The sequence below is a fragment of the Parvularcula bermudensis HTCC2503 genome, from assembly GCF_000152825.2.
In the GTDB taxonomy this organism is placed as follows: domain Bacteria; phylum Pseudomonadota; class Alphaproteobacteria; order Caulobacterales; family Parvularculaceae; genus Parvularcula; species Parvularcula bermudensis.
In genome coordinates this window covers 1514752-1538979 of sequence record NC_014414.1, presented here as the reverse complement: position 1 = coordinate 1538979, position 24228 = coordinate 1514752, and the positions used below count along the sequence as shown (strand labels likewise).

The 24228-nt window shown below is 59.3% G+C and carries 20 protein-coding genes, 1 tRNA gene and 1 CRISPR repeat array; of the genes, 14 read left to right on the top strand and 7 right to left on the bottom strand.

Features of this window, described 5'->3' with window-relative positions:
* Window positions 1-62 precede the first annotated feature (62 nt).
* Genes galE through kdsB form a run of 3 tightly spaced genes read left to right on the top strand, consistent with a single transcriptional unit; the run spans window position 63 to window position 2244 of the window.
* Window positions 63-1049: a UDP-glucose 4-epimerase GalE gene (gene galE / locus PB2503_RS07230; RefSeq protein WP_013300582.1), complete on the top strand. Its 987-nt coding sequence runs from the start codon at window positions 63-65 to the stop codon at window positions 1047-1049.
* Entirely contained in the window at window positions 1046-1456 is a 411-nt protein-coding gene (locus tag PB2503_RS07225) for a VanZ family protein (RefSeq protein ID WP_013300581.1), read from the top strand. The genes galE and PB2503_RS07225 overlap by 4 nt, the downstream gene beginning before the upstream one ends.
* A complete protein-coding gene (gene kdsB, locus PB2503_RS07220) occupies window positions 1453-2244 on the top strand; it encodes a 3-deoxy-manno-octulosonate cytidylyltransferase (RefSeq protein WP_013300580.1) in 792 nt (263 codons plus the stop codon). Before PB2503_RS07225 ends, kdsB begins: the two co-directional genes overlap by 4 nt.
* Here the strand turns inward: kdsB and PB2503_RS07215 are convergent.
* Both PB2503_RS07215 and PB2503_RS07210 read right to left on the bottom strand, forming a co-directional pair.
* Window positions 2196-3731, bottom strand: coding sequence for an ArnT family glycosyltransferase (locus tag PB2503_RS07215; protein ID WP_013300579.1), 1536 nt, complete (start codon window positions 3729-3731; stop codon window positions 2196-2198). The two genes, kdsB and PB2503_RS07215, sit on opposite strands and share 49 nt — an antisense overlap.
* Window positions 3731-5398 (bottom strand): ArnT family glycosyltransferase, encoded by a 1668-nt coding sequence (locus tag PB2503_RS07210; protein WP_013300578.1) that lies wholly within the window; start codon window positions 5396-5398, stop codon window positions 3731-3733. Before PB2503_RS07210 ends, PB2503_RS07215 begins: the two co-directional genes overlap by 1 nt.
* Before the next feature lie 150 nt (window positions 5399-5548).
* Here PB2503_RS07210 and PB2503_RS07205 point away from each other — a divergent pair, with 150 nt between their 5' ends.
* The 3 genes from PB2503_RS07205 to PB2503_RS07195 all read left to right on the top strand — a co-directional run bounded on the left by PB2503_RS07205 (window position 5549) and on the right by PB2503_RS07195 (window position 8635).
* Window positions 5549-6340, top strand: a complete 792-nt coding sequence (locus tag PB2503_RS07205; protein ID WP_013300577.1) for a glycosyltransferase family 2 protein — start codon at window positions 5549-5551, stop codon at window positions 6338-6340.
* 76 nt (window positions 6341-6416) lie between these two features.
* Window positions 6417-6815, top strand: coding sequence for a hypothetical protein (locus PB2503_RS07200; RefSeq protein WP_013300576.1), 399 nt, complete (start codon window positions 6417-6419; stop codon window positions 6813-6815).
* Between the two features lie 116 nt (window positions 6816-6931).
* Window positions 6932-8635, top strand: a complete 1704-nt coding sequence (locus PB2503_RS07195) for a bifunctional diguanylate cyclase/phosphodiesterase (RefSeq protein ID WP_013300575.1) — start codon at window positions 6932-6934, stop codon at window positions 8633-8635.
* Between the two features lie 150 nt (window positions 8636-8785).
* Here the strand turns inward: PB2503_RS07195 and efp are convergent, their stop codons facing one another.
* From efp to PB2503_RS07180, 3 genes are all read right to left on the bottom strand, one after another.
* Window positions 8786-9349 carry an elongation factor P gene (gene efp, locus PB2503_RS07190; RefSeq protein WP_013300574.1) on the bottom strand — a complete coding sequence of 188 codons (564 nt, stop codon included), beginning with the start codon at window positions 9347-9349 and terminating at the stop codon, window positions 8786-8788.
* A gap of 493 nt (window positions 9350-9842) precedes the next feature.
* The gene (locus tag PB2503_RS07185; protein ID WP_013300573.1) at window positions 9843-10589 is read right to left on the bottom strand and encodes a YebC/PmpR family DNA-binding transcriptional regulator; all 747 of its coding nucleotides are present in this window, start codon (window positions 10587-10589) and stop codon (window positions 9843-9845) included.
* A 132-nt stretch (window positions 10590-10721) separates the two neighbouring features.
* Window positions 10722-10964 (bottom strand): hypothetical protein, encoded by a 243-nt coding sequence (locus PB2503_RS07180; RefSeq protein WP_013300572.1) that lies wholly within the window; start codon window positions 10962-10964, stop codon window positions 10722-10724.
* A gap of 104 nt (window positions 10965-11068) precedes the next feature.
* On the opposite strand from PB2503_RS07180, the gene PB2503_RS07175 reads away from it, so the two are divergent.
* From PB2503_RS07175 to cas2, 8 genes are all read left to right on the top strand, one after another.
* Window positions 11069-11144: transfer RNA gene (locus tag PB2503_RS07175), tRNA-Phe, on the top strand.
* Between the two features lie 1023 nt (window positions 11145-12167).
* The gene (locus PB2503_RS07165; RefSeq protein WP_013300570.1) at window positions 12168-14516 is read left to right on the top strand and encodes a CRISPR-associated helicase/endonuclease Cas3; all 2349 of its coding nucleotides are present in this window, start codon (window positions 12168-12170) and stop codon (window positions 14514-14516) included.
* Between the two features lie 68 nt (window positions 14517-14584).
* A complete protein-coding gene (gene cas5c / locus PB2503_RS07160) occupies window positions 14585-15259 on the top strand; it encodes a type I-C CRISPR-associated protein Cas5c (protein WP_013300569.1) in 675 nt (224 codons plus the stop codon).
* Complete coding sequence (gene cas8c / locus PB2503_RS07155; protein WP_013300568.1) at window positions 15256-17067, top strand: type I-C CRISPR-associated protein Cas8c/Csd1; 1812 nt, start codon at window positions 15256-15258, stop codon at window positions 17065-17067. Before cas5c ends, cas8c begins: the two co-directional genes overlap by 4 nt.
* Window positions 17064-17978, top strand: coding sequence for a type I-C CRISPR-associated protein Cas7/Csd2 (cas7c, locus tag PB2503_RS07150; RefSeq protein ID WP_013300567.1), 915 nt, complete (start codon window positions 17064-17066; stop codon window positions 17976-17978). Before cas8c ends, cas7c begins: the two co-directional genes overlap by 4 nt.
* Before the next feature lie 8 nt (window positions 17979-17986).
* Complete coding sequence (cas4, locus tag PB2503_RS07145; RefSeq protein ID WP_013300566.1) at window positions 17987-18619, top strand: CRISPR-associated protein Cas4; 633 nt, start codon at window positions 17987-17989, stop codon at window positions 18617-18619.
* An 18-nt stretch (window positions 18620-18637) separates the two neighbouring features.
* The gene (gene cas1c / locus PB2503_RS07140) at window positions 18638-19678 is read left to right on the top strand and encodes a type I-C CRISPR-associated endonuclease Cas1c (protein ID WP_013300565.1); all 1041 of its coding nucleotides are present in this window, start codon (window positions 18638-18640) and stop codon (window positions 19676-19678) included.
* A 3-nt stretch (window positions 19679-19681) separates the two neighbouring features.
* A complete protein-coding gene (cas2, locus tag PB2503_RS07135) occupies window positions 19682-19972 on the top strand; it encodes a CRISPR-associated endonuclease Cas2 (protein ID WP_041534936.1) in 291 nt (96 codons plus the stop codon).
* A 189-nt stretch (window positions 19973-20161) separates the two neighbouring features.
* A CRISPR array of direct repeats spans window positions 20162-21745; the repeat unit is 31 nt; unit sequence GTCGCCCCCTCACAGGGGCGTGGATCGAAAC.
* A gap of 65 nt (window positions 21746-21810) precedes the next feature.
* Here cas2 and PB2503_RS07130 read toward each other — a convergent pair.
* Together PB2503_RS07130 and PB2503_RS07125 are read right to left on the bottom strand one after the other, a co-directional pair.
* A complete protein-coding gene (locus PB2503_RS07130; RefSeq protein WP_013300563.1) occupies window positions 21811-22251 on the bottom strand; it encodes a response regulator in 441 nt (146 codons plus the stop codon).
* Complete coding sequence (locus tag PB2503_RS07125) at window positions 22238-24226, bottom strand: sensor histidine kinase (protein WP_013300562.1); 1989 nt, start codon at window positions 24224-24226, stop codon at window positions 22238-22240. Before PB2503_RS07125 ends, PB2503_RS07130 begins: the two co-directional genes overlap by 14 nt.
* Between the last annotated feature and the right edge of the window lie 2 nt (window positions 24227-24228).

Here is a 24228-nt window from a genome sequence, read left to right as displayed (position 1 = left end):
CCATTTCGGCGGCGGCAAAATCCCGATAGAGTAGAAAGGCGAGCCGCCATGGATTTCCCCTTATGACAATCGCGGTCACCGGCGCGACAGGCTATCTTGGGTCGCACATGCTCCTCTCGCTGCACGATAGGGGGGTTGATGCCGTCGGGGTCGCCGAAAGCGGCACCCTGCCCCCTGCCCTCCTCAATCACGTTCTGCTCTCCATATTGTCTTCTGCGGACGTTCAGGGGCTGGCCACGGTCTTTGAAACCCATGACGTCACTGGCGTGATCCATTTCGCCGGGAACGACGCCACGCCCGCCGGCTCCTTGATCGATCCGATGGCGCAATACGATCAAATCCTGACGCCAACCCTCACGGCTCTTCGGGCAGCGACCTTGCGGGGGATCGAGCATTTTGTCTTTTCGTCGACCGCCTCGGTCTATGGTGTCCCGCAAAGGATGCCGATTCGGGAGGAAACACCGCTCAGCCCGATTTCCCCCTTTGGGGCGGCCATGGGCATGGCGGAGCGGATTGTCGCCGATGTCTGTCGACCGGCCTGTATCGGGACGGCCATTCTCCGCTATTTCAACGTCGCCGGCGCCGACCCCAATGCCCGCGCAGGCGAGACGGGGCATCCCCGTCACCTCATCAAGGCGGCCGCCCAAATCGCGACGGGCGTCTTGAACGAGCCGCTGAAAATTTACGGTAATGACTATAATACCCCTGACGGCACCTGCATCCGCGACTACATCCATGTCAGTGATATGGCGGAGGCCCACGCCACCGCCCTCGATCATTTAATGGCGGGAGGCGGATCGGTGACGTTGAATTGCGGCTATGGGCGAGGGATCTCCGTGCACGAGGTGATTGCGGCGGTTCAGCGGGTGACCGGCAAGACCTTGCCCACGCAATATGCAGCACGGCGCCAGGGGGATGCTCCCCTGCTCATCGCCGATACGGCGGCCATCCGCACTGCCCTTTCCTGGGTCCCGCGCTATGACGATATCGATGTGATCATTCGGAGCGCCATTCAGTGGGAGGAACAATCGCGGGTCCGCGCTGCGTGATCAGATTTGTTCAGGGTCTTGCCATTGTTTCGGGGATTGCCATCGCTGTCTTCAGTCTGGGGGCCGCGACGGAAAACAATCCGACCCAGTTTCCCCCGCTGAGAGCCTTGGCCGCTCTCCTTTTCGGGGATCCTGGTCAGAGCGACAAGATTTCTCACTTTCTCGCCTATACGGTTTTCAGTTTCTTCGCCCTGTTGGGGGTGTCCTATCGACGGGGGCTGATCTCAGTGGGCGTTGTCGGTGCCCTCATTTTCTATGGCTTCGCCCTTGAAGGCCTACAGATGATCAGACCGGACAGGGTGCCGTCAGGGGCCGATCTTCTCGCCAATTGCCTCGGCGTTGCGACCGGCCTTGCGCTTTCTTGGGGGGCCCTTCGCTGGAACCGCCACCGGGGGCAAATATCATGAGCGATGTGTTGATCGTGATCCCGGCGCGCTATGCCTCGACCCGACTGCCGGGCAAACCTCTTCTGGCCGAGACCGGCAAGCCCATGATCGTCCACACGGCGGAGGTCGCGGCCTCCCTCCCCGATGTGCGCGTTGTCGTGGCCACCGATGACGAGCGAATTTGCACCGCCGTCGAAGCGGCCGGGTTCGCCGCGGTCATGACCGCCCCCCATCACCGGAGCGGGACGGATCGCGTGGCCGAGGTCGCCCGCGACGATCCGGCCGATATCGTTCTGAACCTGCAAGGGGATGAGCCGGAGATCGAGGCCGCGACGATCGACACCCTGATCGACACGCACCGCCGGGCGATGGCGCAGGGCGAGATTTTTGCCTCCACCCTTGCCTCCCCCATGCCCGTGGGCGCCGATCCCCATTCACCGGATCTGGTCAAGGCGACGCTCACCGTGCCGGATGCCCATGGTCTTCGAACGGCCTTGACCTTCAGCCGGGCGGCGGTTCCCTTTGTGCGAACTGCCCCCCCCCAGGCGCAGCCGCTTCTCCATCTCGGCCTCTATGCCTTTTCAGCGCAAAGCCTTCAGATCTTTCCCACGCTGACGCCCACCCCCCTTGAACAGACCGAGTCCCTTGAGCAATTGCGCATCCTCGAACATGGCCACCGCATCGCCGTCGGTCTTGTGGATCATCACGCGCCCGGAATCGATACGCCTGCGGATTATGCGGCCTTTGTCGCGCGGCACGCTCAACGATCCCCATCCGTTGCGCAGGGATCGGGATCGTCGGAACGGTAAGCGCTGAGGGCGTAAAGGTTGAGGGTGCGCTCTGGCTGACCGCGTCTTGTCGCATGAAGATCGACGAAGCTCGGCGCCAAGGGCGTCACGTCAAATCGCCCGTACCAGCACAATCGCTCCTGCCATGGCTTGATCAGCAAATATCGCTTGCCCGGTTCAGGCACAAAGGGCAGCGCAAACTCATAGGTATTGTCGCGGCGTCCATTGATATCGGCGACGGCGATCGGTCGGTCGACCCGCCGCCATTCCCACACCAGATGGGCTGCGACCTCCCGCTCATCCACCACCACGCCATCAAAGCCTTCAGCCCGCTGCAAGAGGTCCTCCGCCTGAACATCCCACCCCCGGACGCGCTTGATCGCATTGGACAGCCCCACCGTGTCGGCAATGGGGGGATCGATGAGGGCCGCGGTGAAGATAATCCCGACAGCCGAATGAAGGGTCACCGACAACCAGAGGACCCACGCCCGCCGCCATCTGATCATCCAGACCGGCAACAAAATCGCCGCCGCGGGATACGCGGCCATGGCCCAATTCGCGTGGGCTCTTGAGAGGAGAGATTGCGCCAGAATGATGACGAGCGGGGGCAGGATGAAGCACAGAAGGAAGCGATCCCGCGCAGGTTCAAGCCGTGAACGGAACGGCATGCCGACAACGCCGATCAACAAGGCCGCAAAGAGAAAGGGACCGGCCACACCGAATTGATCCCCGAAGAATTGCAGCATCTCCTCAGGATTGAACAGCGTCCCCGACCAATCGGCATTATCCGCGGTATGGGAAAGGGTCTGAAGTCCGTTCTCGACATTCCACCAAAGGTTGGGGGCAAAGATCAGGCCAGCCCCCCCGAAGGCGAGGACAAGCGGCCCGGCCCGCAAGGTCTTTCGGGCATAGGGAGACACCATCAAGGCAAGGCCCCAACCAAGGGGGAAATAGACCATGGCGTATTTTGAGAGAAAGCCAAGGCCGATGGCGGCCCCAAGCCCCACCCCCGCCCACCGCCCTCGGCCAGGCGCGGCCTCCGCCAACATCACAAGGAACATCAAGGCAGCGGACCAAAAGAAGAGCAAAGGGACATCGGTCGTAAATATCGTCGCGCCGAGCATCACCGCCGGGTACAAAAGCCAGATCACCGCGGCCCAGACGCCGATCTTATCGCCATAGAGCCATCGTCCGGTTACAAACAAAGAATAACCGGCGCCGCCGATCAGAACCGGGCTCATCGCACGGACCGCCCATACCGTATCGCCGAATAGGGCCGTGATCGCGCCGATCACCCATGCGATCATCGGCGGTTTCGAGTAATAGCCGAAAGCGAAATCACGACTCCAGAACCAATATTGCGCCTCATCGGGATTGAGGCCGGTCTGATAGACCCCAAGAAGGAGGAATCGCGTCGCGGTCAGGGCGCCGATCGCGATCAGCATGGTTTTGTGCGGGGCGGCGTCGAACGCCTTTTCGAGAGATTGAAAAATTGCGTCCATCACCATTATTCGATCCGATATAGGATCAATTCGACATCACGATTGTTGGAATAATTGTACCCGATCGTTTCGGCGACCCGGCGCGCCGTTCTTGTCGGCGGAATGGCCGAGATAAAAGCGGCCTCCTCTCGGCTTTCGACTACCGCCGCGCGCCGCGGATCTTCGAGGACATAGGCCGCCGCCGCCGTTGGGCTGAGCAACAGGGTGTCGGTGCCGAAGGTAAAAACAGCGGAAGGCTCGCTATAGCCGACCAGGGCTAGGGGGCCTGTATTGTCTTTGAGCGGATGGGCTTCATTCCGGTCGAGCATTTTGGCGAGCTCAGGCGTCAGGGTCAGACGATCGAGGCTGGGCAGAACGCCCTCGAACGCGCCCCACCCATAAAGGCTGCTGGCGAAGGCCGCCGCAATCAGCGCGGATTGCGATTTCTTGAGCGCCACCAGGACCGCCGCGGCAATGGCCACGCTCCCAACGAGAGCCCCGCCAAGATAGTGCCAATGGGTCAGGCCCGCCGTCGAAAACCGGCCCGCGAGAAAGAGGATGAACAAGGTGGCTGCGAAGCCGATCGCCAGGAAGATGGGAATGCCCGCCAGCCGAAGGCCGCGATGGGCGGTTTCCGGAAGCGTGACCACGGCATGGCCGATGAGAAGAGCAATCGCCGGATAGGCGATCATCATATAATGCGGCAACTTAGTTTGTCCGAGTTCGAAGAGAATCCATAAAGGGACGAGCCAAGCGAGACAGAAAAACACAGGGCCTTCGCGCCAGGTGGCGATCGCTTTGCGCGCCGCGACCAGGGCGAACAGCGCAGCTGGCCAGAACATGACCCAGAAAACCGTAAAGTGAAATCCGGGCGGGGCGGCGTGATCTTCCTGGGCCCGAAAAGCTTTCCCAAGACTGTCGACGCCGAGAAAGGCTGTAAAGAACCGCCCCTCCGTCCGGACACCGATCGCGATAAACCACGGAAGAATCAGCGCCGACAAAACGACAACGCCCCATAGGGGACGGAGCCTTCGCCACAGGCGCGCCGTGCGCTCGGGCTCATGCCTCCCATGCCAGAACAGCCCCATCAGGACGGACACCGCCACCAATGGAGCAACAAGCCCCTTGAGCAGGATGCCGACCCCGAGGGCGCCCCAAAACCCCAATACCGGTTTCCCTAAATGTCGGTCGTCCGGCGCCGTGACGATCCAGGCCAGCGCCGCCATCATGCCAGCGATCGCCCCAAGAAGGGCCGCATCGGCCTTGGCGATTGCCCCCTCCCCCAGCAGCACCGGCGCCCCGGCGAGCAAGAAGGCGCCGAGCAGGGCAGGCGTCGCGCCGAACAACGCGCAACCGCAAAGATAGGTGAACACGACCGCCGCCATCGCCCCCACAAGACTGGGCAGACGATAGGCCCAGAGCGGGCGATCTTCGACATCGGCGAAGGCGAGAACCGATCCGGCCTGAAGCCAATAAATCCCGATGGGCTTTTGGTGGCGATCTTCGGCTTGAAAGCGGATGTCGATATAATTGCCCGTTTCGATCATCTGCGTCGTGGCTTGCACGAAGCGGCTTTCGTCGCGATCGATCGGCGGCACGGTCAAGAGGCCGGACAGGATCGACACGACGGAGAACAAGATCAGGACCACGATATGTCCGCCGTGGGGGGAGTGCCTGACCCCTTTGATGACCATAGCCGCGCGATTTCCTTCCCGTGACCTCCGCTCCTATCGAGTTGCGCCGATGAAAGCGAGGGCGTGACGCTTGCCTCCGTCACTCTGCCGTCGTCCCCCCCGCGCGGGTAAGGTCTAGCGCGGGAGAGGCGCTTCTGCTCTAGGCCCCCAATGTCGTTTTCCCCTGCCCCCTTTTTCGGTGCCGATCGCGCGTCCTTCCCAGGGCCCGTCCCTGCCCTGTCCGTCGTCCTCCCCATGTACAATGAGGCAGGAGGCGCGGCAGCCCTGATTGCGGAGATCGCCGAGGAGCTGGCCGAAATCGATCACGAAATCATCGCCGTCGACGATGCCTCCACCGATGCCACCGCAGAGGTCCTGACCGACGCCCTTGCCAAATATCCACAACTGCGGATTCTCCGGCATAGCCGCAATTCAGGGCAGAGCCGGGCCTTAAGGACCGGCATTCTCGGTGCCCGGGCGGCGGTCATCGCCACCATGGACGGGGATGGGCAAAACGTCCCCAGCGACGTTCCGCGCCTCTACCGGCATTTGATGCGCCCGGATGCCCCCTCGCTTCTCGCGCTGGTCGGCGGTGTCCGTCAGCAGCGAAAGGACACCTGGACGAAACGGTTCGCCTCGGGCCTCGCCAATAAGGTGCGGAAGGCGCTGTTGCACGATGATGCCGCCGACACAGGCTGCGGCCTTAAGGTCTTCAAACGGGAGGCTTTTCTCCGCCTCCCCTATTTCGACCACGTCCATCGCTACGTCCCCGCCCTTATCATCCGAGAAGGCTTTGAGGCGGAATATTTGCCGGTCAGCCACCGGGCCCGGCAATTCGGCCAATCGAAATACACAAATTTGGGGCGGGCGGCGGTAGCGATCCGCGATTTAATAGGGGTAAGCTGGCTTATCGCACGATCGAAGGATCCAGGGCAGATTGAGGAGCGTTCTTTCCGTGAGTGACAGAAACCCTCGCGTGACACCGGTGCCCGGCATTGGTAGCGATAGATTCGGTAAAGATAGAGTAAGGAAGTCCTCGATGTTCTCGATGGTTCCCCTGTTGGTGATTAGCCTCATCCTTTATACGATCGGTTTGTTTGCCGGTGGCGGCGAGCAGGCCTTCATCGATCGCATCTTCCTCGATCCCACCCTTGTCTCTGGCAATAAGTGGCAAATCACCTTTGGCGATGCGTTTCTCACCCTGTCCATGGGGCTCTTGTTCATTGAGCTTCTGCGGGCGACGGAGACCGGAACGGACTCCCTTGTCAATCACAGCCTCTCGGCCCTTCTCTTCGTTGCGGCCCTCCTCCTTTTCATTATCATGCCGGGTTTCGGGAACTCCGTCTTCTTCATCTATATGTTGATGACTTTCCTCGATTTTATGGCTGGCTTCATCGTCACGACGAAGGCCGCCAGGCGTGACTTTGGCGTTAGCTGATTTCCAACTTCCTCAAGGATAGTCAGTCCGGATTTCAGCGTTCATTTACGCCAATATCGTAGAAAGGTGATGTCATTAGTAATCGGGGCGCTTAGGCGCCTTAGGAGCCGTCGCGCATGACACGCTCAATTTCGGTCAGCAGTGAAACCGTCGCGACCGCATTCAAAGCCGCCCAACAGACACTCTTTGAATTCGACCCCGCAACCGACACGCTGGCCTGGGCTGATATCGACACCGCGCGTGCACTGCTCTCGCCTATTCCCAATGCCTCGATCGAGACGGCCGACGGATATCTTAATCTCATCGATGGCGAGCATCTGACCCGCCGCGAAAGCGCCGTCAGTGCCGCCCGCGCCGAAAAGCGCGCTTATTCCGTCGAATATCGCATTGGTGAGGAAAAGCTCGCCTATTGGGTCGAAGAGCGGGGCACATGGCTGCCGCGGGGCGAAAGCGATGTTCTGATCGCGATGGTCAGACGCATCGATGCGCAAAAGGAGCGGGAAGAGGCCCTCAACTATCTCGCCACCTATGACGAGCTGACCGGTCAGCTCAATCGCGCGTCGTTCAAGGAAAAGCTGAGTGACTGGCTCGACGGGGTACGGGAGGGAACGCGGAATGGCTGTCTCCTGCTGGTCGGCGTCGATAATGTCGGCTCGATCAATAATGATTTCGGGTTTGACGTCGCCGACCAGGTGATTGTCGAAGTGGCCTCGCGGATTGAGGATATTGTCAAGGGAGGCACCGTCCTCGGCCGTCTCGCCGGCACCAAATTCGGCGTTTTACTGGCTGCGGATGGCAAGACCACCCTCTACACGACGGTCCGGGAGATCATGACCACCATGCGGGAACGGGTCGTCGAAACCGGAGCCGGCGGCATCGCCGTGTCCGTCTGTATCGGCGCCAGTGAACTCCGCACCGATATGGTCTCCGCCGCCGCGGCGCTGAAGGAGGTTGAAGCTGCCTTCGACCAGGCCCGCCGGGCCGGGGCTTCAAGCTTCAAAATGTTCTCGGAGCAAACCGAGACGATTTCGCAACGACGTCAGAACACCGAAATCTCTGACGTTATTCTGACCGCCCTCAATGATCGTGGGCTCTATCTCAGCTATCAGCCCATTGTCAGTGATGTCGGCCAGGCCCCCACGCATTTTGAGTGTCTCGCCCGGATGCGATCAGCGGGCGAAGAGCTGCCCGCCCCGAAATTCATTCCTGCCGCGGAGCGCCTGGGCCTCGTCCATTTGATTGATCGGCGGGTGCTGGAGCTCGCGCTGGGGACATTGCGCGCCCATCCTGATATCACCCTTGCGGTCAATCTGAGCTGGGAAACCGTGCGCGATCCCCTCTGGGCGGAGGGATATATCGCTCATTTGAGAAGTCATTGCGATGTCACCAGCCGGCTCACCCTCGAATTGACCGAGACCCAGCTGGTCAACGAGATCGAACCGTCGCGGGATTTCGTAACGGCAATCAAAAAGCTCGGCTGCAAATTTGCCATCGACGATTTCGGCGCGGGCTACACATCCTTCCGGAATTTGAAAGCGCTGGACATCGATATTCTGAAGATCGACGGGTCCTTTGTCTCAGGCTTAACCCATTCCCGGGAGAACCAGCTATTCGTTCGGACCTTGCTCGATCTCGCGCGCAATTTCGGCACAAAGACGGTCGCCGAATGGGTGGACAATGCGAGTGACGCCCAATTGCTGAAGGCCCTTGGCGTTGACCATTTGCAAGGCTTTTTCATCGGCCGTCCCGGTCCCCTGCCGCAGGAGAGCGATGTCGTCCCGGCTAAGGTCCACTCGCTTGGAGCCGGGGGGCTCGGCTAGAGCCGCTTCTGATCAACCTCAGTCCGGAAACGTCTCCAGGTCTTTGCGTCATCGCATGTTCTTCATGCGAAGCGATTCCCCCTTCGCTTGAAAATGCTCCAGGTTCCCCGCTGCTCCCCCCCGAGAGTTGCGACAGGCAAAAAGGCCGCCTCAGTCCGCGCGTTTGACGTAGTCGAGGGTCTCGGTATTCACGATCACCCGAGTGTTCGGCGTGATATGCGGCGGCACCATAATTCGCAGGCCGTTCTCCAACACAGCTGGTTTGTAAGAGGAGGAGGCTGTCTGACCTTTGACCGTCGGTTCAGTCTCGGTAATTTCGAGGGTCACCTGCTCGGGGAGACTGACGCCGATGGGGCGCCCTTCATGGCTTTCAACGACAACCGCCATGCCATCCTGTAGGAAGGCCGTACGCTCGCCGACCATCTCCTTTTCGATATTGATCTGCTCGTAGCTCTCGGTGTCCATGAAGACGAGCTGCTCCCCTTCCTCATAGAGGAATGTGTGGTCCTTTTGCTCGAGCCGGACGCGCTCAACCGTCTCGGAAGCGCGGAAGCGTTCGTTCAATTTGCGTCCATCGAGCAGGTTCTTCAGCTCGACCTGTGCGTAGGCAGGACCTTTCCCCGGCTTCACGGCATTGACCTTCACCGCCACCCACAACGTGTCTTGGTGTTGGATAACGTTCCCGGGACGGATCTCATTGCCATTGAGCTTCATGCCGTTGTCCTTTGTTGTCTGCCGATGGCTTTGCGCAGCGCTCCGCCTATCCGCGAGGCGCCCCAAGAACAAGACGCCAGTACGCTCTCCCTCCCCCTTCCTTTTATTGTGCACTGCACACACTCGTTGCGGTGCAGCAACGATTTTTCTTGTTTTGATGGGAGGGAAATGGAAGAAAGAAAACAAGTCACCTGACAGAGTGACATTTGGGAGGGTTCGCCCGACAGACCGATAGAGGGAGCAGAGAGAGAATAAAAATAATAACTCTCTCTGCCCCTTTTATTCCCAGCTCTACCCTCAAATGGCCGTCCGCAAGGTCACGCCGAGCTATCAAACGGCTCTATAAGCCCATTATATCCAGTCTTCTTGCCCTTGAACTGCTCAATACGTTGACAGCGCCCACATAAGGTTGACAGCGTCCACATCGTCAGCCCCCTGCGGGCCGTGAGCGATCGCCCCGATTCCCCCTGTCCTGGATCCGACTGAGGAGGGCCTAGCTCGCAAGCTTCGCCATCACCTCATCGCTCATTTCAAAATTGGTATAGACATTTTGCACATCATCGAGGTCGTCGAGCGCTTCATAGAGTTTCATCATCGTCTCGGCCTTCTCGTCGGAAATCGGGACCGTGATCTGGGGACGCCATGTCGGGGTCACGGTCTCCGGCTCGCCGAACCGGGCCTCTAGCGCTGTCGATACATCGTTGAGATCTTCGAGGGCACAATAGACGGCATGGCCATCCTCGCTCGATTCCACATCTTCGGCCCCCGCCTCGATCGCCGCCTCCATCATGCCGTCTTCGCTGGTGATATCGACCGGATATTGGATGAGCCCCATACGATCGAAGCCGAAGGACACCGACCCCGTTTCCCCTAAAGAGCCGCCGTTTTTGGTGAAGGTGCTGCGCACTTCGGACGCGGTCCGATTACGATTATCGGTCAGGGCTTCGACAATGACGCCGACACCTTCAGGCCCTCGACCTTCATATCGGATCTCTTCGTAATTATCGCCCTCCCCGCTTTCGGCCTTTTTGATGGCGCGCTCGATATTGTCCTTCGGCATGGACTGCGCCTTGGCGTTCTGTACGGCCAATCGAAGCCGAGGATTCATCTCGGGGTCCGGGGTCCCCATCTTCGCTGCGACGGTGATTTCCTTTGACAGCTTCGAAAACAGCTTCGAGCGTTTGGCGTCCTGGCGCCCTTTTCGGTGCTGAATGTTCGCCCATTTCGAATGGCCGGCCATCACTGCCTCCGCTTCATGTTGATTGGGATGAGAAGCGCGGCTCTAGCCGCCCCGCCCCTATCCGGCAAGAGAGCCCCTACCAGATCGCGCCCCCATCGCCCCCTTGTCTTTGAGTCTCTACTCAGTACCGACTCAGTAGCGCCCGGGGTCGAAGGGCACCGGGAGGATCTCATCATCGCTGTGCCGACGACGCCCCGTGCCCAATATACGGGACAAGATGAAGGCGAGCGTGAGCAACCCGACAACGACGCCAAGAACGATCAGATAGGTCGTCGGCGTCGCCACCGGCATCTCGTCTCCAATGGGCGTTGGAAGCGTAGGCTCGCTAATGACCGGCTGAGCGAGGGTCACAGACGATAGGAAGAAGTGGGTCATGTCTGACCTCCTTATGTTCCTGAATATGGCGTCTTAATCGGCAGTGGACAAGCAGGCGACAATTGCCTACGGACGCTGCTCGCTATGGCCTCGGCCATAAGCTCGCCCAGGTAGCTCAGTTGGTAGAGCAGCGGATTGAAAATCCGCGTGTCGGTGGTTCGATTCCGCCCCTGGGCACCATTTTACCCCCATCGAAACGCTTCTTACCCGATCAAAAGCCTAGCGTTTTCAAACGGGGTCTGTTGCCTTGATTCTTGGAAGGGGTGAGCGGGAGCTGGTCGCTCTCACAAACGGTGTATCAGGCTGCTTTTAGGAAGCGGCCTTCGATGAAACGGATCTCGCCTATAGGTTCCGGTGCTTTTCCCGGAGAAGCGCCCGGCCGCTGAGGAAGCTCTTAGACGCCTTGTCGCGGCCTATGGTACGCCCATCCGGTGAACGCGCCCGGCATTTCTGGAAGGTGTTCCGCATCGAAGACCCGGACGGCCGCGAGCAGCGTCAACTTGAATATCTGTTGCAGATGGGTCGGATCGTTGAAAGCTGGACGGACAGGCTGGAATCGGCTCAAAAATTTAATCGTCTATATAAGATATCTGTTTGGTGAACATCACCAGTAAAGCAGACCTCGAAAAGCCCCCCCTAGAACCGCTTTGCTGGTGATGTCCAAACACGGATCACACAATTTTTGCGCGGCTTCCCACAGAGCATCAATCAGCTTGCGGACATATTTTACCGAGTAAATTGGCCGACTTCTTGCTCGGATGATGATCCACCTCATCATCTGGGATTATTTCGGCTCAATATCAGTATCCAAACGGATTTTGGCGATTCTTGTCCTATCACCCGACTGCCTTGATGGAAGCGTCTCAAGGTCGCCACGCTTTTCAAACTATTTCCGACAGTACCCGATAAAGGCTGCGTCATCATTTTGAGGCGGTTTGTCTGACATCGAAGCCCAATCCCGCCACTCTCCTACGAGGTAGTAAATATGAGGCGCTTGCTTTGTGCCGATCGGGGTCGATTTCGAACCACTTTGCAGAATCGCAGGCGAGACGGACGCAAGCTCCATATGCCCACGGTCACCGAAGAGTTCTCCCCGGAGCGCCTGTCGAACGACGTTGCGCGTCCGCAATAATATGACAAAAATTATCGCCGGAAATGCGTCAGACTCGGCGTGACGCAACCAGTCGCTGCAAGGAAACCTCGATGGATCGCTTCGCGCACTCGCTGCCCGATCAACCAAAGGAACAGTGGGAACCTCTAAGCGACCATCTCCTAGCCGTTGGGCAGGCCGCTGCGCAGTTTGCCGACGAGTTCGGTGCAAGCCCAATGGCGCAGGTCATGGGTCAGCTCCACGATATCGGCAAGGTATCCGCCGCGTATCAGCGCTATATCCGAACAGGACATGACGACGGAAGTGCGCAGCGGGGGCCAGACCACAGCACCGCGGGCGCCAAGGAAGCAATCACTCTTTATGGAAACAAGTTGGGTCGCCTTCTTGCCTATGGGATCGCGGGGCACCATGGCGGACTAATGGACTTTGCCGACCTCGATCGGCGACGACAAAAATTTATTGAAGACTATACAGGCTGGCAGGAACACGCGGGGGAACTCCTTAGCTGCAAGACGCTCGCTTCTGCGCCGTTGTCACAAAAAGAAAACAGCATAGACAAGAATTTTTCCAAATCATTCCTTGGACGGATGTTATTTTCCTGTTTAGTAGATGCCGATTTTCTTGAGACAGAGCGCTTCTATGCCGTGTCGTCTGATGCCCCCAACCCCACCCGAGGAGGCACCTTCACTCCATCACATCTTGATTCAGTCCGTACATATTTGATGCGAATTCGCAACAACAATAGCGAATTGAACACACTACGGAGTACCATTCTTGACCATGCAACTCAGAAAGCGGCGCTCACGCCAGGCCTTTTCACCCTGACTGTCCCCACCGGCGGCGGCAAGACCCTGACCTCCCTGAGTTTCGCCGGCGAACACGTGATCCGACACAATCTACGGCGGATCATCTACGTCATTCCGTTTACGTCCATCATCGAACAGACAGCCGACGTTTTCCGCAAAGAGGTCGAGCTAGGTGATGCAATTCTCGAACACCATTCGAGCTTCGACTGGGACAAGATGCCGCCGTTTGACGATCGCGACGACGAGAATGAGGGCGAGGATGGCCGAGCCAAGCTACGACGAGACACTGAGAATTGGGATGCGCCGATTGTCGTCACGACGGCGGTACAATTCTTCGAGAGTCTATTTACCTCCCGCCCGAGCCGAGCCCGCAAACTGCACAATATCGTCCGCAGTGTGATTATCCTCGATGAAGTCCAATCCTTGCCTGTCCACCTGCTTCGGCCTTGCATGGCGGCGCTTGACGAACTCGCAAAGAACTATGGATGCAGTATTGTTCTGTGCACGGCAACCCAGCCGGCGTTACGTGTTCAAGACAAAGCCTTGGCTCTGAAGAACAAAGGTGATCCTCACTGGGGACTGGATATACCCGACGAACGGGAGCTGGCGCCTCGGCCTAAAGAGCTCTACCAGAAGCTCAGACGCGTAGACGTTCATTGGAAACGCGAGGTTGTCACCGACGAGGAAATCGCCGCACGTTTCGATGAACAGGCTCAAATGCTCTGTATCGTGAACAGTCGGGCCCACGCGCGCGAGTTGTTTTTGCAGCTTCGGGAACGAGGACAGGAAGGTGCTGTTCATCTCTCAACGCTGATGTGCGCCCAGCATCGCCGACACGTACTCGAAAAAATACGCGATGATCTGAAGAATAAACGGCCTGTCCGCCTGGTCTCCACGAGCCTGATCGAGGCGGGGGTCGATATCGACTTCCCCGAAGTCTGGCGCGCGGCAACGGGGCATTCCAGCATCGCTCAGGCTGCTGGACGATGTAACCGAGAGGGAAAGCTCGAGGGGCTCGGCCAGACAGTCGTATTCGAGCCAAGTGATCGGGAGCCACCAAAAGCCATTGGACCTTTTCTCAAAGCAGCAGCAGATAGCTTTCAGAAGTATAGTGACGATGTGCTTAGCCTTGAGGCTATTCGTGAATTCTATGCTGGACTCTATTGGCGGCAAGGATTTGAGGCGCTCGATAATGCGCGTGTCCCGAACGGGGAAAGTGACGAGCGATTCGAGATCATCAAGGCCCTACGAGAACGCGCTGGAACATGGGAGTTTCCCTATAAATCTGTGAGTAAGGCCTTCCGCCTGATTGACGATGTCATGGTGCCAGTGATCATTCCCTACGATGACAATTGTCGAAACGCGATCGACGCGCTGACCCATGCCCCCGTCCCCCCGAAGGGCATTCAGCAAACCTTGCAGCAATATACTGTGCCAATACCACCATCCTCGCGGGACACCCTCCTTCGCGACGGGGCCGTCGCATTCATCAGGCCCGAAGCATACGGAGATCGGTTTGCGACGCTGGTAGTGACGAAACCGGCAGAGCAGCCTGAACTCTACGATGAGGACCTTGGCCTGCGGATCGACGCGGATCCTGTCGCACGCAACAGCGAGAGTAATATCATCTCTTAAAAACTCCCGGTTGCGATCAGCGATATTTCCCGGATAATCCTGCTTCAGCAAGCTCGGGGGCTTTTCGAATGTCAATCCGTCTACATATCTGGGGTGACTACGCCTGCTTTACCCGTCCAGAAATGAAGGTTGAGCGCGTCAGCTATGATGTCATGACACCTTCTGCCGCGCGGGGCATTCTTGAGGCGATCCACTGGAAGCCGGCGATCCGCTGGCACATCGATCGCCTACATGTCTTGAAACCCATCCGCTTTCAATCGATCCGCCGCAACGAAGTTGGTGCCAAAGCTAGTGCGTCGAACGCGAAAAGCGCGATGAAAAAGGGGTCGACAGAAGGCCTGGGGATCGTGGTTGACGAGAACCGGCAGCAACGTGCCGCCATGGTCCTGACAAACGTAGCGTATGTCATCGAAGCCCACTTTACGATGACAGAGAAAGCTGGGCCCGAAGATACGCCCGCCAAACATCTCTCAATGTTCAACCGGCGGGCGGCAAAGGGCCAGTGCTTTCACCGCCCCTGCCTCGGCACCCGAGAGTTTGCGGCGGAATTCGCTCTCTTGGGCGAAAATGATCCCCTCCCCGAGGCCAAGCCCCGCCTTGAGGTTCGTGACGACGATTTTGGCTGGATGCTCCACGACATCGACTTCGCTAGTGGGCGAAACGAGTCTCATTTTTTCCGTGCGGTGATGAAAGATGGGGTCATCGAAGTGCCCCCGTTCAAGTCCGGTGAGGTCGTAAAATGAGCATCCTGCAGGCGCTCAATAGCTATTATGGCCGCAATCCAGAGATCGCAAAACCGGGGTGGAGCGAGGAGAAATTCGGATGGTGCATTATCCTGAAGCAGGACGGTACGGTCTTTGATATCGAACCCCTTCACGATGCTTCAGGTAAAAAGCCACGACTAAGGACCTACACTGTCCCGGCTGCCGTCAAACGCACAGTTGGGATCTCGCCTAACTTCCTATGGGACAAGACGGCCTACGTCTTGGGACGTACGGCAGGTAACGGCAAGCGGACAGCTGATGAGCATGCGGCTTTTGTCGCGCTGCACTTGGAGGTGTTGGAGGATCAGAAAGACGAAGGGCTATCTGCCTTGAGGAGGTTTTTAGAGTCCTGGAAGCCAGAACGCTTCGACGCAGCTCCTTTTAAGGAGGAGATGCTCGACGCCAATGTCATGTTCAGGCTGGAGGGCGAACGACAGTTTCTTCACGAGCGGGATGCCGCAGCGGCGCTTATTGAGGCGAGAGTGAGGACTCATGACGATGCAGAGGGGGTCTTCTGCCTCATCAGTGGGCAGATCGACCATCCCGCTCGTCTCCACCCAACGATCAAAGGGGTCGACGGCGCTCAATCATCTGGCGCTGCACTTGTCTCATTCAATCTTGATGCCTTCACCTCGCTCGGCAAAGAGCAAGGAGATAATGCCCCCACGGGTGAAGCTGCGGCGTTCCGATATGGTGCGGCGCTAAACGCGCTTCTCGTCCGTGACGGGGGAAATCGTCTCCGGCGTACGATCGGCGATGCCACCGTCGTCTTCTGGGCGGATGTCAGCGATGTGCCAGGAGCTGACGACGGCGCGGCGGCGGCAGCCGACAATTGGTTCGCCGATGTCGCCGAACCGCCGACCGATGAATCGGAGACGGCGCGGATACGCGATGATTTGAAGAAAATCGCGTCCGGCGTATCGCTATCGACGCTGCGGCCTGAGATCGTTGAGGGGACAAAGTTTCATGTCCTGGGCCTGTCACCGAACGCGGCCCGCCTGTCGGTGCGCTTCTGGCTGACGGGCGACTTTGGCGAATTCGCCGCGGCGCTAGTCCAACACCACAAGGATTTACAAATCAAGCCAGAACCATTGGGCTGGACCGGTCCGCCTTCACTGAGCATCCTTCTTGTACGGACCACAGCGGCGCAGGGTGATTTCAAGAATATTCCGCCTAATCTCGCGGGCGAAGTGATGCGGGCCATGCTGACCGGTGGGCCCTATCCGCGCACTCTTCTTTCCGCCGCCATCATGCGGTTGCGGGCCGGCGACAGCGCCGCCACCGGGTGGCACGCCGCCGTCATTCGCGCCGTCCTTAATCGTCAACGCCGCATTACCTCAGCACAAGGAGAGATTTCCATGGGCCTCGACAGGAGCCACGACAATATCGGCTATCAGCTCGGCCGTCTTTTCGCGGTCTACGAAATGTCACAGAGAGCTGCGCTCGGAAAAGTGAACGCCACGATTCGTGACCGATATTTCGGCGCCGCCTCCGCGACACCGGCCAGCGTCTTTCCCCTGATCGTCCGTGGAGGGCAAAATCATCTTTCCAAGGTCCGAAAGGAAAAGCCTGGCTGGGCGACGTTGATCGAGCGGGAGCTAGAGGAGATCAACAGTCACTTCACCCCCAAGCCCGGTGGCATCTGGCCTCGTTCGCTACGCCTTGCCGATCAGGGTGAATTCGCCATCGGCTATTATCACCAGCGGGCCACAAAACTTAGCAATGACACAGGCGAAGCCATCGCGTCCGACCTGGCCGACGCCGCCATCGAAGGAACCGACGCATGAGCACTCCGGTTACGAACCGCCACGAATTCGTCCTCTATTTCGATGTGATGAACGGAAATCCAAACGGCGACCCCGACGCGGGAAATATGCCGCGCCTCGACCCTGAGACCAATAAGGGTCTCGTCTCTGACGTCGCGTTGAAGCGAAAGGTGCGGAACTATGTGGCGCTTGCTAGCGATAACCGCATCTACATGACAGAGGGTTCGACTCTCAATCTTCTGCACAAGGAAGCCTGGGCCGCCGTCATGCCCGAGATCACCGACAAGTTTAATATACTGCCGAAGGACCGACAGAAGGCACGAGAGCTGACGGCCTGGATGTGCGCGAACTTCTGGGATGTGCGAACCTTTGGTGCCGTGATGTCGACAGGCGTCAATGCCGGTCAGGTCCGCGGCCCGGTGCAGTTCACCTTCGCCCGCTCGGTCGAGGCCATCCTGCCGCTGGAAATCTCCATCACCCGCATGGCAGCAACGACGGAAAAGGATGCCGAGGACAAGCACGGGCGCACCATGGGCCGTAAGCACATCGTGCCCTACGGCCTCTATCGTGCCCATGGCTTCGTCTCCGCCCCCCTTGCCAGTGACGAGACCAAAGGCACTGGGTTTTCCGAAGACGACCTGGAGCTGCTTTGGCAGGCGCTCGGCAATATGTTCGACCACGACCGTTCAGCCGCCCGCGGAGAGATGGCCACCCGCAAGCTGGTTGTGTTCCGACATGAAAGCGCGCTCGGCAATGCGCAGGCCCAGTCTCTGTTTGAGCGCGTCCAGACCTGGCGGATGTATCAGGGCGAACGCCGAAAAGTTGGTGATCCAAATACGGACAATTGGCCGCCCGCGCGACACTGGACCGATTACGATGTGACCATCGACCGCGAGGGTCTGCCCACGGGCGTCGAGGTGATCGAGAGGTAGAATTGGGGATGTTACCACCCCCGGACCAGCACAGCGAGGACACGCTGACGCCGATCTCGGCATTGCAGCACCATCTCTTTTGCCCGCGGCAATGCGCACTGATCCATGTCGAGCGCATCTGGTCGGAGGACTCGGCCACCGCGCAAGGGCGCCTGTTGCATGAGCGAGTTGATGGCGGAAAACCCGACCGGCGCGAGGGCATAAAGATTGTCCGCGGGATGGTCCTTCGTTCGCTCACCTTGAAGCTTTCTGGAAAGGCTGACGTTGTGGAATTCCATGGCCAGCAGCCTTATCCAGTGGAGTACAAGCGAGGCCGTCCAAAACGCCACCGCGCCGACGAGGTCCAGCTTTGCGCACAGGCCCTGTGCCTTGAGGAAATGTTTGGGCTCACCGTTCCTGAAGGCGCGCTTTTCTACGGAGAAACCCGCAAGCGGACTGTGGTGTCGATAGATCAGGAATTACGCCGCCTTACCCTTGATGTCATTGCGGACTGTAGGACCATGATTGGCGAAGGGAGAACACCGCCGCCAAGAAGGACACCGGCCTGCCGCCGATGCTCCCTTGTCGGGGAATGCTGTCCCGACCGGCTGGAAAAGCCTCCCTCCGTCTCGAAATGGCTTCTGCGCCAGCTCGTCGACTAAACGCGCAAGGAGCCTACGATGCGCCGCCTGCTGAATACCATCTACGTCACCAGCGAAGATGCATGGCTGCGAAAGGACGGCGAGAATCTCGTCGTAGAGGCGGACGGCAAGGAAAGGGGGCGCGCTCCTCTCCATGCTCTTGAGGGCGTGGTCTGTTTCAACCGAACAGGCGCTTCCCCTGCCTTGATGGCCGCGTGCGCGGAAAAGGCGATCACCCTATCCTTTTTGACGCCCGAGGGACGGTTCCAGGCACGTGTCGAGGGGGCACAAACCGGCAATGTCCTGCTCCGTCGGGCACAATATCGGATGGCCGATGATCCCTCCCGCTCTGTCCCCATTGTTCGAGGCATCGTAACCGCCAAGGCCGCAAACCAGCGGACGGTCCTCCTCCGTGCCCTGCGCGACCATGGGGAGAAGCTCGAGACGCCGCAACGGAAGGCCTTCGAAGACGCCGAAGCGCGACTGGGGCGCATTGCCCGAAGGACAGCGGAGGCAGAAACCATCGATGTCATTCGCGGGTTCGAGGGCGAAGCGGCTAACGTCTATTTTGGCGTCTTCGACGCGATGTTGCACGCGGCGCCCCGGGAATTGCGGTTCGGCGGCCGGTCACGGCGCCCGCCGCTCGACAGGGTCAACGCCCTCTTGTCGTTTCTCTATGCCATGCTCGGGCATGATTGCAGATCCGCACTTGAGGGGGTCGGTCTCGACCCGCAGGTCGGCTTTCTCCACACAGATCGGCCCGGTCGGGCAAGCCTTGCACTCGACCTGATGGAAGAGCTTCGCCCCGTATTGGCGGATCGGCTTGCTCTGACCATGATCAACCGGGGACAGATAAAAGCACGTGACTTCGTCGTCGATGCCGGCGGCGCCATCAGCTTGACCGAGGACGGACGAAAGCTGGTCCTAATCGCATGGCAGGAGAGAAAAAAGCGGGAACTCCGACACCCGTTTCTTGGTGAGAGCGCGGCAATGGGCCTCGTCGCCCATCTACAAGCAAGGCTTTTATCGCGTCATCTACGCGGGGACCTCGACGGCTATCCCCCCTTCATCTGGAGATAGACCATGCTGATGCTGGTGACATATGATGTAAGTACGTCTTCCCCCGGAGGAAGCCGACGCCTTCGCCGGGTTGCCCGCGCATGTCTGGATTTCGGCCAGCGTGTGCAAAATTCGGTCTTTGAGTGTGAGGTTGACCCGGCCCAATGGGTGGCGCTTCGGGCACGGCTCATCGCCGAGATCGACGAGAAAGAAGACAGTCTCCGCTTTTATCGATTGGGGGCAGAAGGCAAGCGCCGGATTGAGCATATCGGCGCCAAGCCGGTTCTTGATCTTGATGGTCCCCTGCTGTTCTGAACGGCATTGGCGCGCGAACCCCATATTGTTGGCCATCCATCGGCAGGTTCGCGATTCCCTTAAATTATTGAATTATAATATAATTTTTCATTTTCTGGCAACAATCGCCCCTATCGCAATGGCAGATCCACCACAATCGCGGATCATCCACATTTTCCTCATCTACTACAGGATGTTACGTACCCCACGGTCGCCCCCTCACAGGGGCGTGGATCGAAACACGGGCCGCCGTCCAGTGTCCACAACAACGCGGGTCGCCCCCTCACAGGGGCGTGGATCGAAACGACCCTTTCCACCGCGCGATTTTTTCTCCCATAATGTCGCCCCCTCACAGGGGCGTGGATCGAAACATGCCACCGCTCGCCGAGTGGGTCTATCTGCAAGTCGCCCCCTCACAGGGGCGTGGATCGAAACCCCGGCAACGTGCAGCTGGTGTTACCCCTTGCGGTCGCCCCCTCACAGGGGCGTGGATCGAAACAGGCCACAGAAGAAAGGGAAGGCCAATGATTGAGGTCGCCCCCTCACAGGGGCGTGGATCGAAACTGCCCAATGGTGATGAGCTTGAGGCCCACGGCCCGGTCGCCCCCTCACAGGGGCGTGGATCGAAACCGCCGACGGACAGGTTTTGATCGCCTCGGCCAGGTCGCCCCCTCACAGGGGCGTGGATCGAAACCCAACGCCGGATGGTTCGCGGGTCTGTGTTAAGAAGTCGCCCCCTCACAGGGGCGTGGATCGAAACGAAGACTGGGAAGACGCTGAGGGCGAGAGCGATGGTCGCCCCCTCACAGGGGCGTGGATCGAAACCGTATAAATACTCACAGGCTTCCCCCATCGAAACGTCGCCCCCTCACAGGGGCGTGGATCGAAACCCTGATCTGTCGTGGTGCGCAATTCATTTTGCTTGTCGCCCCCTCACAGGGGCGTGGATCGAAACTGCCGCCGTCGTTTCGGCTCAACGATCTCAATAGTCGCCCCCTCACAGGGGCGTGGATCGAAACTTGACGACCCCGCATCCAGCGTTCTGTTGCGGTGTCGCCCCCTCACAGGGGCGTGGATCGAAACCGTCTCACGCTCACCGTCGCGCCGGTTGTCCCTTGTCGCCCCCTCACAGGGGCGTGGATCGAAACGTGGTAAGCGGTGATCGCCCGCTTGCCCCATCCCGTCGCCCCCTCACAGGGGCGTGGATCGAAACCTGCATAAGCTGGACGGCCCCCGCGTAGTTGGGGTCGCCCCCTCACAGGGGCGTGGATCGAAACATTGCCCTCGACAAAAATAGCATAGGGCCAATGGGTCGCCCCCTCACAGGGGCGTGGATCGAAACACATCTGGCGAGGCATCCGGCTCTGCCGTGCCCGTCGCCCCCTCACAGGGGCGTGGATCGAAACAGCGCGGTGATAAATTCATCGGCGACCTCAAGAGTCGCCCCCTCACAGGGGCGTGGATCGAAACCCCCTGTAGCGGGCCGTGGGCCTCAAGCTCATCACGTCGCCCCCTCACAGGGGCGTGGATCGAAACTTGTGGTGCGGCTGGACGGGCCACGACCTGCGCGTCGCCCCCTCACAGGGGCGTGGATCGAAACTGGCAACACCTGATTGACAAGGGTCACATCAGCGGTCGCCCCCTCACAGGGGCGTGGATCGAAACCATCATAGCGCACGGCGGAGGAGCCCAGGGAATCGTCGCCCCCTCACAGGGGCGTGGATCGAAACCAATGCCGGTCATCATAAACGCACTTCGCAAAAGTCGCCCCCTCACAGGGGCGTGGATCGACATGAGAGAGCGCTGGCCGCCAAGCAGGAAGAGCCCCGGCCGGCGCCCTTCCCCTATGCCTGCCGCCCTCAGGCGCGGCGCAAGCGTTCGTAGAGAATCTGCGTTTCGAGAAGATTGGCGATCCTGAGGCCGATTTCGACCACATCGAACGGCTTCACGACGAAATCCTTTGCCCCGAGAGAAAGGGCCCGGCGCCGTGACTGCACAGTGGTATCGGCCGTCAGGACCAGGACCGGCAGGAATTCATCCGGCCGCGCATGACGGCGAAAGGAGTCGAGCAACTGGTAGCCGTCCACATCGGGCATCATCAGATCAAGGAGGACGATATGAGGCTCAAGGTCGAGATATCGATTAAGCGCAACCGACGGCTCCCCCACGAAATGGCAGTCGCGGTAGCCCTCCCGCTCCAACAGGGTTGAGAGCAATAAGAGGTTCGCCTCTTCATCGTCGATGACGAGAACGCGGCGTGAGAGGATCTCCTCAGGCTTTACAAAGTCATTCAGCGACACCGGCTGCCTCCTCCCGCGTCTCAGGGTCTGTTATCTCTGGCCCGCGCCCCGCTCGGCTTATCGGCAGGGTAAACCAGAAGCTTGCCCCTCTGTCAGGAGGCGTCGCATTGCGGAAACCGATCCGCCCCCCCATCGTCTCGACAAGGCTCTTGGAGAGGGCGAGACCGAGACCCGATCCATCCGTCCGCCGCTGCTTCTCCTGGCCCAAGCGATCAAAGGGCGTGAAGAGTCGCGGTATCCTCTCATCGGGAATGCCCGCCCCGTCATCGGTGACACTGACCACCACATCGTTCCCGTCCGGTTGCACCGTCAGCGCCACATAGGCCCCCTCGCGATTATATTTTGCCGCGTTAGTGAGAAGGTTGAGGACGACTTGGATGGTGCGCCGACGATCACATTGCACCGTGTACTGGGCGCTTTCCTGATCGAACTGAAAGGACAGATTGGCCGCTTTCACGATCGGCGCGGCGAGGCTATAGGCCTCCTCCAAGACGTCGAGAAGACTTACCTCTTCAAGTTTCAGGGCTTGGGTGCCGGCCTCGATACTCGAAACATCGAGCAGGTCGTTAATCAGCGACAGGAGGTGGCGGGCAGCCTTCAAAATCTGCGTTGTGGCGGTCTGATGGCGCGGCGCGAGGTCATCGTGATCGAGCTCCAAGACTTGCGCAAAACCGATAATTGCACTCATCGGCGTGCGGAGTTCGTGGCTAGTCCGGGAAAGGAATTCGCTCTTCGCCTGGCTTGCCAGGACCGCGGCCTCCCGCGCGGCCTTCAAGGCCTCTTCGGATTGCTTTCGTTCGGTGATGTCGCGGGTGACCTTTGCGAAGCCCCTCAACTCCCCCGCCTCGTCACGCAGCGCCGTGACGATGACATTCGCCCAGAACCGCGATCCATCCTTGCGAACCCGCCAGCCCTCATCCTCGGCGGTGCCGTGGTCGCGGGCACGCTCGAGCATTTGCGTCGGAAGATAGCCGCGTGTTTCCGACGGATAAAAGCGGGCAAAGTGCTTGCCTAAGATTTCATCTGCCTGCCACCCCTTAATGCGCTCAGCCCCCGTATTCCAGCTCGCCACCTCACCCTCTGGGGTGAGTGCGAAGATGCCGTAATCCTGCACCCCCTCCACGACCAGTCGGAACCGCTCCTCGCTGTCGCGCACTGCCTGTTCGCGCGCGCGCAGAAGTTCGCTCGCCCGATCAAGCTGCTCTGCAAGGCGACCGATCTCATCGGAAGCGGGAGGGAAGGCGATCATCGGCTCCCCGCGCTCAAGACGCTCCGCATTTCGCTCCAGCCCTTGGACTCGCCGCACGATCCCGGTGGAGAAGAGATAGACCGCCGCGAGACTACCCATAAGACCGATGAGGGCACTGATTACTGTCAGGGAAAGGTAGAGGGCGCGGACACGCTCCACCCGTTCCCGGCGCTCATCGAGGAGCGCGCCCTCAAGCGCCTGAATAACGTCGATCTGCGCCCGCAAATCATCGAGAACGGTCTTATTGTCGATCAACATCTGCAAAATCTCGGCGGTGCCGTTTCGGTCGTTCCCTGCCTGCCGCGTCTGGGCCAGGAGGGCATCAAGACCTTCTCGCTTCTGATCCGCCTGATCGAGAAAGACGTCATAGGCGGCCCGCACACCGGGGTCCTCAATCGCGATATCAAGCCGCGCATAGGTCTCGGGCAACTCTCCCTCCGCCCTGCGGAACGGTTCGAGAAAGCGGTCCTGCCCGGTCAACAGATAGCCCCGAACGCCACTTGCCGCTTCGGCAAGAAGGGCGTGAACTTGATAGATGTCCCGCTGGATCGCGAAGGCGCGCCGTACGTCGTCTTCGGCCCTTGCTTCCGCATAGCTCGCCTGGTGCAGCATCATCAGCGACCCCATGAGAATAAAGAGCGGCAGAGCAATAACGACAAGACCTTTCGCCGTTAACGGAAGATCAGCCCAGGGACGGGCAATCAAGTATTGCAATGACCCACCCATAT